The organism is Lentzea sp. NPDC051838 (assembly GCF_040681245.1).
In the GTDB taxonomy this organism is placed as follows: domain Bacteria; phylum Actinomycetota; class Actinomycetes; order Mycobacteriales; family Pseudonocardiaceae; genus Lentzea.
This window is the reverse complement of the sequence record NZ_JBFAYI010000003.1, coordinates 508817-524044: the sequence shown is the minus strand read 5'-3', so window position 1 is coordinate 524044 and position 15228 is coordinate 508817. Positions and strand designations below refer to the sequence as shown.

Sequence of the window (15228 nt, the reverse complement as noted above, 5' to 3'; positions counted from 1 at the left end):
ACACTCCCCTCGTGATCCGGGGCGGCGGTCACCGGAAGACATCCAATGACTCGGACGCTATGTCAGGCATTTCGTCCGAGTCAATGGATGTAACAACCGTGAGAACTCCGATGACTAGGGCAGCTTCTTCTCGAACCAGTGCCCGTCGTAGAGGTTCCCGGCCTCCATCGACCCCAGCAGTGCGGTCGTGGTTGAGCTCGGAGTCCGCCGCCCACGTCTCAGCCGTCACGATCCAGTCGGTCATGCGCTCATCCCGCGAGCACCACCAACTGTGACTCAGGTCACTGCAACACTGGAGGCGTGGCGAGCCAACTGGGGGCGTGATGTTCGCGGAGCTGTTCGACGAGCACGCTCAGCCGCTGCACCGATATCTGGCGCGGCGGGTGGGCGTCGACGTGGCTGACGACCTGGTCAGCGAAACCTTTCTGACGGCGATGAAAGGCCAGCGGACCTACGACCCCGAACGCGGCAGCGTCGTCGGCTGGCTCTACGGCATCGCGACGAACCTGTTGCGCGGCCACGCCAAACGCGAGGTCCGGCTGTTGCGCACCGCCGAACGCTACGGCGTCGACCTCGGTGTCGCCGAGACGCTGGAACACACGGTGGTCGCCCGCATCGACGCGAGGTCGCATCTGCGGCGGATCGCCGGTGAGCTGGCCAGGATGTCCGACACCGACCGCGACCTGGTGCTGCTCGTGTCACTCGCGGGTCTGAGCGTCCAGGAAGCGGCCGAGGCGCTCGATCTCAACGCGGGCACCGCGCGGTCCCGGCTGCACCGCCTGCGGGCCAAGCTGAAGGAAGTGGAACATGCGTGACGTGCTGGACGACGACCTGGCGGAGCTCTACACGGTCCGGCCCGCCGACGACGTGCGACTGGCCCGGTTGCGCGAACAGCTCTTCTTCCAGCAGCCGAAACGCCGCGGACGCAGGTGGATCGGGATCGCGGCGGCGGTCGCCGGGGTCGTGCTGGTCGCGGGGCTCGTGGTGTACCTGCGGCCGGCCCCGCACGACGCGCCGGTCGCCACGATGCCCGTCGCCCCCGCGACCTCGCTGAGCGAGGCGGCGGGCCTGCTCGAGATGTCCGCGGAGCCGCGCGGCAAGTACCGGCACATCAAGTACAACGCGTGGCAGACCTACAGCACCGGCGAACCCGGTACCGCGACCTGGGGCGCCACCCAGTTCGAGTTCGAGACCGACGTGTGGCTGCCCGTCGCCCAGGGCCAGGTTCCCTTGGTCAACCGCCGGGCCACCGGTGCCGAGCGGGCGATCGGCGGTGTGCAGAAGCCCGCCGACCACTACCTCGGCAAGGCGGACAAGGGGCCGGGGCTGTGGCAGACGTTGTGCACGCACACGCCGTGCCACGAGGTGAGCATGTTGAACCCGCTGCCCGTGCAGCCGGCGGAGAAGCTGGACAGCGCGACGGAGACGTTGATGTCGCCCTACACCACCAACCAGGAGAAGGCGGTGCTGTACCGCCAGCTCGCCGCGGCCCCCGAGATCCGCTACGACAACGGCGCGGTGACCACCGACGGACCGACGAGCTTCACCCTCGACCCCGCGACCGGCGAGCTGGCCGGCGTCGAGCAACGCGTGTCGTCCCCGAGGACGCTGCCCGCGGGCACCGTGACGCTGTCGGTCACGATCACCTACGAGTGGACCGATCAGCGCCCGTCGTAGGAGCGCGGCAGGTACCACGCCAGGGCGGCGCGCAGCTCGGCCACGTCGCGCTCGCGCCGCCTGCGGGTCCGTTCGTGGGCGATCGGGAACACTCGCACTCCGCCGTTGTGCGCGCCGAAGAAGCGGCGCGGTGCCGGGTCCTTCAGCCAGACGACGACCCACGGGCGCTTCTTGTGCGGCACGACCCGGACGCGCGCCAGCTCGTACCACCAGTACTGGTGGAACTTGCCGTTGCGCGTGGTGGCGATGCCCTCACGACTGATTTCGATGACGACTCTGCTGCGCGCGGCGGCGCTGAAGAACCGCACGGCACGCACGACGAGCACGCAGAACGCGGCCAGCGCCAGCAGCTGCGTGGCGCCGTTGGCGTGCGCGGCCGGGTCGGCGATCGCGGCGGCCAGGAGCCCCGCCGCGAGGTTCGTCAGGCCCCACGCCAAAGGCACGATCCGCGACGTCGAGAACGTCGCGGCCGCGGGCGTCATCGGCGCGGGCAGCTTGGTGGTCGGCGGCTTCGGGGAGACGACCTGCGAGATCAGGCGCGTGACCTCGGTCGGGTCCGGGCGGCGGGCCGGGTCGCGGTGCATGCACTTCTGCACCAGCGGACGCAGCGGCTTCGGCACCCCGTCCAGGTCGGGCTCGCCGTGAGCCGCCCGGTACAGCAACGTCGCGGTCGGCCCTTCGCCGAACGGCCCCTTGCCGGTGGCGGCGTAGACCAGCACCGCGCCCAGGGCGAAGACGTCGGACGGACAGCCGACCTCCTGGCCGGTGATCTGCTCCGGTGACAGGAAGCCCGGCGTGCCGAACACCATGCCGGTCTCGGTCAGCGCGGTGTGCTCCATCGCGCGCGAGATGCCGAAGTCGATCACCCGTGGCCCGTCGGCGCCCAGCAGCACGTTGGACGGCTTGAGGTCGCGGTGCACCAGACCGGCCCGGTGGATCGCCGTCAGCGCCTCAGCGAGCCCCTCGGCCAGCCGGCGCAGGTGGTGCTCGGGCAGCGGGCCGTGCCGTTCGATCGCTTCCTGCAGCGTCGGGCCGGGCACGTACTCCGTCGCCATCCACGGGCGGGCCGCGCGCGTGTCGGCGTCCACGACGGCCGCGGTGCCGGCCGAACCGACCGCGCGGGCCATCTGGACCTCGCGGCGGAAGCGCTCGCGGAAGCGCGGGTCGTCGGCGAGCTCGGCGCGGGCGACCTTGACGGCGACCTGCCGTCCGTCGCTGCCTTGGCCCAGGTAGACCGTTCCCATGGCACCACGACCAAGCCTGCCCAGCAGCAGGTAGTCGCCTATGCGTTGGGGTTGGTCCACCTTCACCGGATCGAGGGTAGCGGGAGTTGGGCGCGAATCCTCACATCTGAGTAGATCTACGTATCGTTGTCACCCATGGGTCGGACCCGCTTGTACCGCAACGGCGAACTCGTGGACCACGGGTTCCCGGTCACCGACGTGGCGCGGCACCTCCAAGATCCAGGTTCGGTCGTGTGGTTCGACCTCTGCGCGCCGTCGGAGGGCGAGATAGGTCTGCTGCGCGACGAGCTGGGCCTGCACGAGCTCGCGATCGAGGACGCGATGGCCGAACGCCAGCGTCCCAAGGTCGACCGCTACCCCACCCACCTGTTCCTGACGGTCTACGCCGCCGAGTACGAGAACCACGAGTTCACGACCACGGAAGTCGACGTCTTCGTGACCGGGAACGCGGTCGTGACCGTGCGGGAGAACGAGTCGTACGACCTCGGCAAACTCCAGCGCCGGTGGGACAGCGCGCCGACGCTGGCGAAGTCCGGTGTCGGGTTCCTGCTGCACGGCCTGCTCGACGACGTCGTGGACACCCAGTACACGGCCGCGCAGAAGCTCGACGAGGACATCGAGGACCTGGAAGACAAGATCTACCAGGAGAAACCCCACGTCGGGCACAAGGCGATCAAGCTGCGCCGCTCGCTCGTGCAACTGCGCAGGGTCGCGCTGCCGATGCGCGAGGTCCTCGGTTCGTTGATGCACAAGGACCACACGATCGTGGACGACACGATGATGCCGTACTACCTGGACGTCAAAGACCACACGCTGTTCACCGCCGAGCTGACGGAGTCGATGCGCGAGCTGGTCACGAACCTGCGCGAGGCCGAGGTCGCGGTGCAGGGCAACCGGCTGAACTCGATCATGAAGAAGGTCACCAGCTGGGCCGCGATCATCGCCGTGCCGACGGCGATCTCCGGCTACTACGGCATGAACGTGCCCTACCCCGGTTTCTCCCAGCCGTGGGGCGTGTGGGCGTCGACGCTGGGTATCTTCGGCCTCTCCTTCCTCCTGTACCTGATGTTCAAGCGCCGCGATTGGCTGTAAATCCCATGAAGATCCACCTGACCAGGCAGAACGAGCTCGCGATCATCACGATCGACGCCCCGCCGCTCAACCTCTACGCCCTCGACCTCGACGCCGAGTTCCACGACGCGTTGGACGAGCTGGGCGACGCACGGGCGTTGCTGATCAACGCGACCGGCCGGGTCGTCAGCGGCGGTGTCGACGTGTCGCTGTTCAAGGCCCAGGAAGACCGCGCGGAGGCCCAGGAGCTGTTCGACCGCATGCTCCTGTTGCCCCAGCGACTCGCCGCGCTGCCGATCCCGACCGTGTTCGCCGCGCACGCGTTGTGCTTGACCTGGGCGTTCGAGCTGGCCGTGGCGTGCGACCTCATCGTCGCGGCCGAGAGCGCCAAGTTCGGCCTGGTGGAGAAGGTCGTGGGCCTCACGCCGACGATGGGCGGCACGCAACGCCTCGCCGCTCGTGCCGGTGTCGGACGCGCCAAGGAGTTCGTGATGACCGGCGGCCTCTACGACGCCGCCACGCTGGAGCGCTGGAACGTCGTGAACCGCGTGCTGCCGGACGAGGGGTTCGCCCACTCCGCCGAACTGTTCGCGGCGAGTCTCGCCGTCGGCCCCACGCAGGCACACGCCGCGACGAAGCAGGTCCTGGCGCACTTCGAGCACGGCGGCGTCCCGGAGGCGGACGCGAACGTCACCACGATCGCGTCCGCGCTGTTCGAGACCCAGGACCTGCAACGAGCCGTGCGCAGCTTCCTCAACGAGGGTCCGGGCAAGGCCACGTTCCAGGGCCGCTGATCAGCCGTTCTCCCGGAACTTGAGCCACCTGTCGCTCAACCCGTCCCAGATCTGCTGGTACTGCTCGAACATCTCCCGCACCCGCTCGAGGTCGATCTGCTCGGGCGGGGTGGAGGCGATGTAGTAGCCGAGATCGTCCTGCAGCCGGTGGAACCGGTAGCTGGCCTCTTCCATCAGCACCCAAAGAGAACGCCACGCGAAGAACGGCTCCAGCGCGCTGACCACGGTGACGACGGCGACGAGCGAGAACGCGGTGCCGGTCCAGGGATCCAGGTTCTGCAGGCCGAGGATGATCGTCGACGCCGCCGACAGCACCAGCGTGGTCAGCCGGACCGTCACCGACTTCCAGCGGAACCGGTGCTTGCGGGCACGGGAGTAGGTGTGGCCGCGCTGGATCTGGTCGCGGACGTACTGGGCGAGTTCCAGCGGCTTCAGGCCGGACGGCAAGTCGGTCACGCGCGAGAGATTAGTGAGCGGGTACCTTCCGCGCGTGCAGTTCGCCGGACCCAGAACCCTGCTGGCCGTTCACGCCCACCCCGGTGACGAGTCGACGTCAACGGGCGGCGCACTCGCCTTGTACGCGAAACACGGCGCCAGAACCGTGGTGGTGACGTGCACCAACGGCGAGTTCGACGACGCGCCGAGCGGAGCGGTGCCCGGCGAGGTCGGCCACCACCCGCAGGCCGTGGCGTCGCACCGGCGCGCGGAACTGCTGGCGGCGTGCGACGTGCTGGGCGTCACAGACGTGGAACTGCTGGGGTATCACGACTCCGGCCACACCGGCGAGGTGCCGGCCGGCGGGTTCTGCACGATCCCGGTGGAGACGGCGGCGGGCCGGCTCGCCGCGCTGATCGAGCACTACCAGCCGCAGGTCGTGGTGACGCATTACAGCTCGCACCGCGACCACCTGCACGTGTGCCGGGTCGCCGGGCTCGCCGTCCGCCGCACCGGCATCCCCGCCAAGCTCTACCTGACCGCTCGCGAGGGCTCGACCACGATCGACATCAGCGAGGTCGCCGACGTGAAGCGCAAGGCGTTGCGGTGTCACGCGAGCCAGCAGGTGCACGGGGCGTTCGCCGTGCAGGAGCAGTACTTCCGCGAGATCGACGTCACCGATGCCCCACTGCCGGAGACCGACCTGTTCGCCGGCATCACGACGAGTGGACCGGACCTGCCCAGATGGTGAGAAGAAGAACCCTGCTGGTCGTCGGCGACCTGGACGAGGCCCGCGGCACGCTCGCCCGCTACGAGGCGGAAGGCGTGAGAACGGTCGTGGTCCCGCCTTCGGACGACCTCACGGCGCTGCACCTGGCCGCGCTGATCGAGCGGCACCAGCCTCAGGTCGTCATCACCGGCTACGAGGACCTCTACGTCCTGCGGATCACCAAGCAGGCCATCTACAGCACCGGAATCCCGGCCAAGCTCTACCTGACGACGACCGGCGGCTCGACGGTCATCGACACCGGGGACGGGGCGAACGCGAGCCAGGAGCACTACTTCCGCGCCCTGGACACGACGAACGCCCCGTTGCCCGAGACCGATCTGTTCGCGGGAATCTAGATTCCCAGGCCGGACAGCAGACCCTGCACGAGGTCGGCCGCCTGGGAGAGAAGGCTGCTCGCCTGGTTCACGAGACCCATGACCGTGCTCATCAGTGCGTCCATCGGTGGGACCTCCCCGACAAGACCCGGTGAGCGTGTCCCACCGGGTGTTGCCGGGAATCAAAGCGCTAGCACACGAACACCGCGCGCCCACTCACACCATTGAGCTAAAAGGACTGTCTTAATAGGACTACCGACGACCCAGTGACGTGCAGGTGAAGCCCGCCCGGCGAATAACGTCCGGGTCCAAAATGTTCCGCGTGTCAACGACAACGGGCTGCCGCACGGTCTCCGCGAGACGCGCCCAGTCGAGCGAGCGGAAGTCCGGCCACTCGGTCAGCACGACCAGAGCGTCGACGTCCTTCGCCGCCTGGTACGGATCGTCCACAACGGACACCGGACCGAGGTCCGTGCCGGCGGCCAGCGCCGGGTCGTAGCCGACGAGATCCGCGCCGGCCTGCTTCAGCAGTGCCGCCACCGCCAGTGCCGGCGAGTCGCGCAGGTCGTCCGTGCCGGCCTTGAACGTCAGACCCAGAATCCCGAGGCGCACGTGCGACAGCGAGCCGCCGCGCTTGCCGGTGACCGCGAGGCGGACCTTCTCGACCATCCGCGTGCGCTGGCGCTCGTTGGTGTCGATCGTGGCGCGCAGCAGGCGGAACTCGAAGTCCGCGGCGTCCGCGGCCTGGAGCATCGCGTGCGTGTCCTTGGGCAGGCAGGAGCCGCCCCAGCCGGGACCGGGCGACAGGAACGCCTGGCCGATGCGCTTGTCGTAGCCCATGCCCTCGGTGACGTCGGAGATGTTCGCGCCGAGCCGCTCGCACAGCTCCGCCACCGCGTTGACGTACGAGAGCTTCATCGCGAGGAAGCAGTTCGCCGCGTACTTGACCAGTTCGGCCGAGGCCGCGTCCGTCAGAACCGTAGGCGCGCCAAGGCGTGCGTAGAGAGCGGCCACCCGCTCGGCCGCGTCCTGCTGGTCGCAGCCGACGACGATCCGGTCCGGGTTCAGGAAGTCGTGGACCGCGGAACCCTCGCGCAGGAACTCGGGGTTCGAGACGACTGCCACGTCGTCGCGGCGCAGCAGCTCGGCCGTGCGGATCGACGTGCCGACCGGAACCGTGGACTTGTTGACGATCACGCAGCCGGACGGCAGCAGGTCGCGCGTCTCGTCCACAACGGACTCGACGGCCTGCAGGTCCGCGACGCCGCCCACACCCATCGGCGTCGGCACGCAGAGGAACACGACCTCGGCGTCGGCCACCGCGGCGGACGCACCGAGCACGAAGGACAACCGGCCGGACGCGATGCCCTCGCTCACCAGATCCGCGAGACCCGGTTCGAGGATGTCGACCTCACCGCGCGAGAGCCGTTCGACCTTGGCCTGGTCGACGTCCGCGCACACCACGCTGTGCCCCAGCGACGCGAGGCACGCGCCGGTGGTCAGACCGACGTACCCGGTGCCGACGACCGCGATCCTTCTGACGAACATCATTCTCCCGTTCGATTGACGGCGAACGCGCGAAGCACGGCGTCGTCGCTCACGTCGATCATCTTGTTGCCCCACTGGTCGGTGCCCGGGGTCAGCTCCGGCCTCCCGTCGGGGAACGGGCCCCGCGAGACGAACCCGGTGAGCCCGTCGAACACCCCGACGTAGTTCTCGGCCTGCGGTCGCCAGTCGAGCTCCGCCTCGCAGCGACGCCTGCCCTCGAAGCCGAGGCGGCCACGGCGTTCCGCGTCGTCGAGCAGGTCGAGCAGCGACGTGGTGAACGCCTCCACGTCACCCGGCTCGACGTAGACCGCGCAGTCCCCCGCGGACACCACGGTCTCCGTCAGCCGGTACGAGACGACCGGCAGAGCGTAGGCCATGTACTCCATGGTCTTGTTCATAGTGGACACGTCGTTCAAAGGCGACAACGGATCCGGACCGAGTCCCACCGCGGACGTTGACAGATAACGGGTGATCTGTTCGGGCCCGACGCGTCCGGTGAACTCGACGTACGGGTCGAGGCCCCAGGCCGTGGCCTGCTTCTTCAGGTCTTCGAGGCAGTCGCCGAAGCCCAGCAGCGCGAAGCGGACGTCGGTGCGGCCGCGGTCGAAAACAACTCTCCGTGCGACTTCGAGCACACCGTCGACGCCGTCCTGCGGGCCCATGATTCCCAGATAGGCCACCAGGTGTTTGCCGCCGCGTCGAAGCTCGTCCACGCCCTCGACAGGTCGCATCACGGTGGTGTCCGGGCCGGAGCGCACGACCGTGGTGTGCTCGGGCGGCACGGAACCGCGCGTCCACGCGATCTTCTGGTACGAGGTGTTGGTCGACGTCACCCGGTTGGCCGTGCGGAACGTCCGGCGCTCCAGCCACTTCAGGATCCGGTACTGCAGCTTGCCCGCGGCGCCCGTCGGCTCGCCGAAGCGGGACAGGAACACCTCGGGGTTGAGGTCGTGGTGGTCGAAGACGAACTTCACGCCGCCGAGCCGCCACAGCAGCGCGAGGGCCCAGTACGTGTCCGGCGGGTTGCACGCCTGCATGACGTGGAATCGCTTGCGGGCACGGACTTTCACGCTCAGCAACGCCGTGCGCACCCAGCAGTACAGGAACTCCCACGCGTAGCCGAGCACACCTTCGGCCTGCGGCGGCGGAGCGTACTTGTACAGGTGCACTCCGTCGAGGAGCTGGTAGGCGGGATCTCCCGGACCTTTCGGGCAGATCACCGAAACCTCGTACCCGGCGGCGGTCAGCGCGCGGCACTCCAGCCAGACGCGTCTGTCCAGCGGCACCGGCAGGTTCTGCACGATGATCAACACGTGCGGTGCACTCACGGCAAGCCTCTCCAGCAAAGGTTTCAACGCTCATCTAGTCGTTCGCACCACGGGACTCCGTTACCTCGTGGTGCGGTCGGCGGACCACGTCCCGGCCTCGCCGCGCAGGCTGCGCCACCGCGCGAGCACCTTCTCGACCACCAGAACCGCCAGGAAACACGCCGCGTCCGGCGTGGTGACCTCCCCCGCGCGGACCAGTGCCCGCAACCGCCCCAGCCCCAGCGGCGGCTGGTCCGCGCGCAGCCCGAGCGCGTCCAACTCCCGGTTGCCGAGCCGCACTCGCGCCCGCCGCCGCACCAGCGCGGAGACCGTCCGCGCCGGACGCACGACCGCGCGCGCCTGCGGCACGATCCTCTTCTCCGCCGGGGAGAAGCTGCGCTGCACGTACCCGTCGTCGTTGATGATCTCCGGCATCGGGAACACGCGGCTGTGCCCGATCTCGGCCAGCAGATAGGCACCCGTGCCGGACAGGCCACGCCGATCCGCGAGCAACGCGCCCATCGCCCGGTGGAAACCCTTCGCGACCCGACCGGCCCCCTCCAGATCGAGCTCCGGGACGGGAGAGCAGGCGAGCGCGCCGCTGTCGGCGAGAGCGGAGACCATGGCGCGCAACGACTCCGCGTCCAGATCGACATCCGCGTCCAGGTACAGCCGCGGGAAGGCCGAGCACTCCTTGTCCCCCAGCGTCATCGCGTGCACCTTGCCGGCGATCGCGGTCTCGACCACCCTCACGCCCGCCGCACGAGCCACGTCCGCGGTCGCGTCGTCGCAGGCGTTCGCCACCACGACGACGTCCAGCTCACCCGCCGACGTCCCGGCGAGCAGGACCTCCAGGCAGCGCGCGATGCCCCGTTCCTCGTTGTGCGCGGGGATCACGACACCCGCGATCGAGCGTGTCACAGCGACGTCATCTCCTGTGCGCGCGCCTGCCAGCCACCCGACCAGTCGGCCCGCCGGCGCCACACCTCGCGCCACCGGGGCTGCTTGCGCAGCACACTTTCGGCCAGTGCGCGCAACGCGACTCCGGTGCGCATGGCGAAGAGGCCGTACTCCTTGTGCTTCAGGTGCTGCCGCACCACCGTCGCGCGACCGGTGAGCACCAGCACGTCCCGGTTGGCCCGGTTCGCCGACGACGCGCCGACGGCGTGCTCGAACTCCGCCGACGGCGCGATGCGCGGCTGCAGTCCCGCGGCGGCCGCGCGCAGGCACAGGTCCTGGTCCTCGCCGTAGATCCGGTAGGTCTCGTCGAACCCGCCGAGCCGCTCCCAGGTCTCCCGCGAGACCAGCAGGAAGCCACCGCTGACCACGTCGACGGGCCGGTCGTCGTCGCGCTGCCAGTCCCCGAGCGACTCGGGGTCGAACAAGGCGGAACCGCGGAACACGCTCGACAGGCCCAGCATGCCGCTGGTCAGGCTCCACGCGGTGATGCGGCCGAAACAACTGCGCGGATCGACCTGACCGTCGGGTGTCACGCACCGGCCGCCCACGATGCCGGTCTGCGGCCGGGCGCGCAGCAGAGCCAGTGCCGCGTCGATGCTTCCCGGCCGGGGACACGCGTCCGGGTTCAGCAACAGGAAGTAGTCGCCCTTCGCCCGTTCCGCCGTCCGGTTGACGGCGAAGGCGAAACCGGTGTTGCGGTTCAGGCGTTCGACCGCGCCCGTGCCGAGCAGGTCCTCGGCCACGTCGGCGGCGTCGTCGGCGGATCCGTTGTCGGTGACCAGAACCTCGTGGGGATCCGACGGCGCGGCCGCTCCCTGGAGTGAACGCAACGTGGCACCCAGGTGATCGGCGGCGTTGTAGGACACCATCAAGATCGACAAACCGACCAGCCCGGAGCCACGACTCATGTCAGTTGGATCGAGGGCTGCTGGAGTGTCGTTACAGTGATCGGCATGCTCCGCCGCCTTGTGCTTCCGCTCACAGCGCCGATCGGGTCCGTCAAGCAGATCTCCTCACCACGGCCCGATGTCGTGCTCACCTACGACGACGGACCACAACCGGGCGCGACCGAGCGGGTGCTGTCCGCGTTGGCGGAATTCGGCTGCACGGCAACGTTCTTCGTGTTGCTGGGCCGCGCCCGCAAGCACCGGTCGCTGCTGCGCGAGGTCGCGGACGCCGGCCACGAGATCGCGTTGCACGGCGTCGACCACGTCCGTCTCACTTCGCTGCGGGCCTCGGCGGTGCGCAGGCGGACGCTCGACGGCAAGCGGGAGCTGGAGGACCTGACCGGCCGCGAGGTCAGCTGGTTCCGTCCGCCATATGGCGCACAGCGGCCGAGCACCTATGCGGCCATTCGGTCCACCGGCCTGGAGTCGGTGGTGTGGAACGCCGCCGGGTTCGACTGGGAGGATCGGCCCGCGCGGGACATCGCGGCGCGGGCGCTGGGGGAAGTCCACAGTGGATCAGTGCTGCTGATGCACGACGGGTTCGCGGGGCCTGGTGACGGTGTCGACGACGGGCCTGAGCCGACGTTCGACCGCGGCGAGGTGACCCGGCTGCTCTGCGAGGGCCTCGCCGAACGCGGCCTGAACGGTGTGTCGCTCAAGGATTCCCTGCGAGAAGGCACAACCGTCCGCCGCGCCTGGTTCCGCTCCTGACTCACCACGCAGGCACCGAACGGTGCGCCGTTCCTGACTCAGCGCACCGGCACCGGCGACGCCGCCGCCGCGATCAACAGCTCGGGCGCAGCCGATCCGTCCGCGGGCACCCGGTAGATCGACGACCGCTTCTCGTCGCCTCGAGTCGCGGCGTAGGCGAGCGTCCGGTCGTCCAGCCACACCGCCTGGTCGTCGATGCCAACCGTGCCGTCGATGACGATCTCCTTGCCACCGGCCAGATCAGCGACCGCCAGCGCCCACGGACCAGTACGCGCGGTGCGCTTCTTGTACGCCACCTTGGTGCCATCGGGTGACAGCGACGGGCATTCCGCGGTCTGCCTGATGTCGGTCATCGTGCGCGCGGCCAGATCGCCCTTCATCAGCCAGGTGCGTCCGGCCGTGGCCAGGGTGGCGTAGAACGTCCGGTCGTCGGACGCGACGGTGACACCCCAGTAGTTGATGTCCGGCGCTGTCATCACCTGGCCGGACACCGTGGAGGTGAAGTGCTCCAACGACTCGATGAGCTCTCCGGTGGCCAGGTTCAGCACGCCGGTGCGCGTGGAGAACCCGCCCGGCACCGAGTACGAGTCACCGGTCACGAAGGTCGTCCACGAGATCACCTTGCCGGACGCCGACACCCGCGCGCGGCTGGGCGTGCCCGGCAGTGCGACCGTCCTGACGACCTCGCCGCCGGCGTCGAGCACAGCCGCCTCGTACTGCGGTCCCAGCCCCGCCAGCCGCAGGCACACCGTCGTGCCCGCCGCCGCGTAGACGCGCTGGCACTTGAGCGAGGTCGGCGTGCGCGGGCCGGTGGGGTCCGCGAGCGACACCTGGTCGACCTGCCCCTGGTAGCCCTCGAGGTCGACGAACAGCAGACCGTCCCGCGCCGGTGGCGAACTGGCCGCCTGGACGCGGTTGTTCTTCGCCGCGGTCCACGCGACGAACCCGCCGCCGCCGAGCAGCACGAGCACGATCGCCACGACGCCGAGCAGGATCCTGTGACGGGCGAGCACACTCACGCGTCGCTCTCCTTCTTCCGGCTGGTGAGAACGAACGCCACGCCGAACGCGGCCACGAGCGCCACCGCCGCGACGAGCACGGCGGTCCGCATCTCCAGGAACGTCAGCAGCACGCCGAACAGGACGGACGAGACCAGCCGCGCGGCCGCCTGACCGGTCTGCAGGATCGCGAGACCACTGGCGCGCAACGACTCCGGCACCAGCTCCGCTCCGTGTGCCATCAGCACACCGTCCGTGGCCGCGTAGAAGAGCCCGTGCAACGCCAGCACCGCGCACACGATCCCGATGCCTCGGCCGCCGGTGACCAGCAGCGCGTACACACCGAGCAACGCGACGTGGCCGAGCGCGAACATCCGCCAACGGCCGACCTTGTCCGCCACCCGCCCGAGCGGCAGCGCGGCGAGCAGGAACGCGAGCGCGGTGCCCAGCGGCAGCAGCGGCAGCAGGCTCGCCTTCACGTCCGCGGTGCGTTGCAGGACGACGAACACGAACGCGTCGCTGATGGTGGTCAGGCCGAGCGCGGCGGCCGCGACCGTCGCGCCGCGGAAACGTCTGCCGCGCAACAGGTTCAGACCATCGCGAATCGAGATCTTGGGACGCGGGGCGACCGCGGCGGCCGGCGCCGGGCCGGACACGAAGCTCATCAGCACGATCACACCCAGCAGCGCGAAGCAGAAGCTCACGCCGAACACGATGCTGGGGTCGGCACCGAGCTGGAGCAGGATCAGGAAGGTCACCAACGGCCCGAGCATCGCGCCGAACGTGTCCATCGCCCGGTGCAGCCCGAACGCCCGCCCGAGGGTGTCCGACGGGGTGGCCAGCGAGATCAGCGCGTCCCGCGGCGCCGTCCGCAGACCCTTGCCCGCGCGGTCCAGCGACACCATCGCGCCGAGCGCGGCGGTGGACGCGCCCGCGAACGGGAACAACAGTTTGGTGATTGCGGACAATCCGTATCCCGCGAGAGCGACGACCTTGTACCGGCCGAGCCGGTCACCGAGGTGGCCGCCGACCAGCCGGAGCAATACCGTTGCCCCGCTGTACAAACCGTCGAGCAATCCGAATTGGACAAATCCGAGCTGCAGGACGTAAAGCACGTAGACCGGCATGAATGCCGTGACCATTTCGGACGAGACGTCTGTGAGGAGGCTCACCGTGCCGAGCGCGAACACCGTGCCCGGTACTTTTCCTCCGACGCTCGTCTTGCCCGAGGGGTCGACGGGGGTCTGCCGCGCGGAGGCCAGATACATCGGGTACGTCTCCTCCGCTGGGTCGGCTAGGGGTGGACCGCCTCGTGCGCGACCGCGATGACCTCGTCAGCTGCGCGTTCCCACGAGTAGTGCCCGCGAACGGAAGCCGCCTCGGCAGCCGTTCGCTCGAACACGGAATCGTCCACCAGCAGGCTGGCGATGACACCGGCCAGCTCTGCTGACTCATCGGTCTGCACCAAGGCTCCGTTACGCCCGTGTTCCACGATCTCGGGCATGGCGAAGGCGTTGCGGGCCACGCAGGGCAGCCCGCGGGCCAGTGCCTCGACGAGCGCGATGCCGAACCCCTCGAAACGCGACGGCATCACGAACACGTCGTGCTCGTCGTAGATCGCCGCCATCCGATCGATGGGCTGCCTGCCGAGGAACGTCACGCCGGGCGGTACCTCGCCGGGCAGCGGCCACGTCAGCGGGCCCACGACCGTCAGGGTGATCTCCGGGTCCACATCGGCCCGAAGCCGCGCGAGCGCCGCCACGACCTGCGGACCGCTCTTGGTGAAGAAGTCCTTGCCCACCAGGAGAAGCCGCCTGCGCGGGCCTTCGAGGCGACGCCGCACGACCTCGGCGGGCACCTCGGCTCCGCTCCACGCCGCCGACGCGCCGGGGTTGACGACGTGCACCCGTTCCTTCGGCACACCGGAGACGCTCACCAGGTGGTCGGCGAACCACCGGCTCATCGCGATCACTCCGGCGGCGCTCGCGTAGAGCCCGCGCTGCCGGTCGCGCAGCCGTTCGAGGTCCGACCGCGTCAGCGACGGGAAGTGCACGAGCCCACCGGAGGCGTCCATGTGATCGAACAGGACGTCGTAGCTCAGGTCCTGCAGGATCAGGAACGGCGCGTCGAGCGGCGCGAGGTCCTGGACCTGCAGCACGACGTCGCAGGGGTTCTCCCGCAGCCCGCGCTCCAGACTCGCCGCGCCGTAGCGGCGGGCGAGCCGCGAGTGCTTCCACATGGACACCCACTTGCCGTCGACGCGGCGGGCGTTCAAGGCCTTGAGAGTCGTCCGCACCGCGGTCGGGTAGTGCAACCCGATGTCCACAACCTCGATACGCTCACGTAGTGCGTTCCTGAGGTTCCAGGGAGTGTGCGACCAAGTCAGTTCCGGCCGAGGGTCCCAAGCGCAGGCGAATCCGAGTCGCATGAGC

At 69.4% G+C, this 15228-nt stretch carries 16 protein-coding genes; 7 read left to right on the top strand and 9 right to left on the bottom strand.

Translation table 11 applies throughout. The features are described 5' to 3' along the window. The first annotated feature begins 323 nt into the window (after positions 1–323). Together AB0M24_RS10875 and AB0M24_RS10870 are read left to right on the top strand one after the other, a co-directional pair. The gene (locus AB0M24_RS10875; protein WP_363764120.1) at positions 324–815 is read left to right on the top strand and encodes an RNA polymerase sigma factor; all 492 of its coding nucleotides are present in this window, start codon (positions 324–326) and stop codon (positions 813–815) included. Beyond that, entirely contained in the window at positions 808–1677 is an 870-nt protein-coding gene (locus tag AB0M24_RS10870) for a hypothetical protein (RefSeq protein WP_363764117.1), read from the top strand. The genes AB0M24_RS10875 and AB0M24_RS10870 overlap by 8 nt, the downstream gene beginning before the upstream one ends. On the opposite strand, the gene AB0M24_RS10865 is transcribed toward AB0M24_RS10870, so the two are convergent. After that, a complete protein-coding gene (locus tag AB0M24_RS10865) occupies positions 1662–2987 on the bottom strand; it encodes a serine/threonine-protein kinase (protein ID WP_363764114.1) in 1326 nt (441 codons plus the stop codon). The two genes, AB0M24_RS10870 and AB0M24_RS10865, sit on opposite strands and share 16 nt — an antisense overlap. 69 nt (positions 2988–3056) lie before the next feature. Here AB0M24_RS10865 and AB0M24_RS10860 point away from each other — a divergent pair, with 69 nt between their 5' ends. Together AB0M24_RS10860 and AB0M24_RS10855 are read left to right on the top strand one after the other, a co-directional pair. Continuing rightward, complete coding sequence (locus tag AB0M24_RS10860) at positions 3057–4013, top strand: magnesium transporter CorA family protein (protein WP_363764111.1); 957 nt, start codon at positions 3057–3059, stop codon at positions 4011–4013. Between the two features lie 5 nt (positions 4014–4018). Continuing rightward, positions 4019–4786: an enoyl-CoA hydratase/isomerase family protein gene (locus AB0M24_RS10855; protein WP_363764109.1), complete on the top strand. Its 768-nt coding sequence runs from the start codon at positions 4019–4021 to the stop codon at positions 4784–4786. On the opposite strand, the gene AB0M24_RS10850 is transcribed toward AB0M24_RS10855, so the two are convergent. Beyond that, a complete protein-coding gene (locus AB0M24_RS10850) occupies positions 4787–5242 on the bottom strand; it encodes an SLATT domain-containing protein (RefSeq protein ID WP_363764106.1) in 456 nt (151 codons plus the stop codon). 34 nt (positions 5243–5276) lie between these two features. Here AB0M24_RS10850 and AB0M24_RS10845 point away from each other — a divergent pair, with 34 nt between their 5' ends. Continuing rightward, positions 5277–5972: a PIG-L deacetylase family protein gene (locus tag AB0M24_RS10845; protein ID WP_363764103.1), complete on the top strand. Its 696-nt coding sequence runs from the start codon at positions 5277–5279 to the stop codon at positions 5970–5972. Next, positions 5966–6346: a hypothetical protein gene (locus AB0M24_RS10840; protein ID WP_363764100.1), complete on the top strand. Its 381-nt coding sequence runs from the start codon at positions 5966–5968 to the stop codon at positions 6344–6346. The genes AB0M24_RS10845 and AB0M24_RS10840 overlap by 7 nt, the downstream gene beginning before the upstream one ends. 231 nt (positions 6347–6577) lie before the next feature. On the opposite strand, the gene AB0M24_RS10835 is transcribed toward AB0M24_RS10840, so the two are convergent. The 4 genes from AB0M24_RS10835 to AB0M24_RS10820 are packed head-to-tail and all read right to left on the bottom strand — an operon-like array spanning position 6578 to position 11048. Beyond that, positions 6578–7873, bottom strand: a complete 1296-nt coding sequence (locus tag AB0M24_RS10835) for a UDP-glucose/GDP-mannose dehydrogenase family protein (RefSeq protein ID WP_363764097.1) — start codon at positions 7871–7873, stop codon at positions 6578–6580. Next, a complete protein-coding gene (locus AB0M24_RS10830; RefSeq protein WP_363764094.1) occupies positions 7873–9201 on the bottom strand; it encodes a glycosyltransferase family 4 protein in 1329 nt (442 codons plus the stop codon). Before AB0M24_RS10830 ends, AB0M24_RS10835 begins: the two co-directional genes overlap by 1 nt. Positions 9202–9261: 60 nt before the next feature. Further along, a complete protein-coding gene (locus AB0M24_RS10825; protein WP_363764091.1) occupies positions 9262–10101 on the bottom strand; it encodes a glycosyltransferase in 840 nt (279 codons plus the stop codon). Continuing rightward, positions 10098–11048: a glycosyltransferase family 2 protein gene (locus tag AB0M24_RS10820; protein ID WP_363764088.1), complete on the bottom strand. Its 951-nt coding sequence runs from the start codon at positions 11046–11048 to the stop codon at positions 10098–10100. Before AB0M24_RS10820 ends, AB0M24_RS10825 begins: the two co-directional genes overlap by 4 nt. Positions 11049–11093: 45 nt before the next feature. Here AB0M24_RS10820 and AB0M24_RS10815 point away from each other — a divergent pair, with 45 nt between their 5' ends. Further along, complete coding sequence (locus tag AB0M24_RS10815) at positions 11094–11798, top strand: polysaccharide deacetylase family protein (protein WP_363764085.1); 705 nt, start codon at positions 11094–11096, stop codon at positions 11796–11798. 38 nt (positions 11799–11836) lie between these two features. Here AB0M24_RS10815 and AB0M24_RS10810 read toward each other — a convergent pair whose 3' ends face one another. Genes AB0M24_RS10810 through AB0M24_RS10800 form a run of 3 tightly spaced genes read right to left on the bottom strand, consistent with a single transcriptional unit; the run spans position 11837 to position 15224 of the window. Further along, positions 11837–12817, bottom strand: coding sequence for a hypothetical protein (locus tag AB0M24_RS10810; protein WP_363764082.1), 981 nt, complete (start codon positions 12815–12817; stop codon positions 11837–11839). Continuing rightward, positions 12814–14064, bottom strand: a complete 1251-nt coding sequence (locus tag AB0M24_RS10805) for an MFS transporter (protein WP_363764079.1) — start codon at positions 14062–14064, stop codon at positions 12814–12816. Before AB0M24_RS10805 ends, AB0M24_RS10810 begins: the two co-directional genes overlap by 4 nt. 26 nt (positions 14065–14090) lie before the next feature. Continuing rightward, entirely contained in the window at positions 14091–15224 is a 1134-nt protein-coding gene (locus tag AB0M24_RS10800; RefSeq protein ID WP_363764076.1) for a glycosyltransferase family 4 protein, read from the bottom strand. Positions 15225–15228 lie beyond the last annotated feature (4 nt).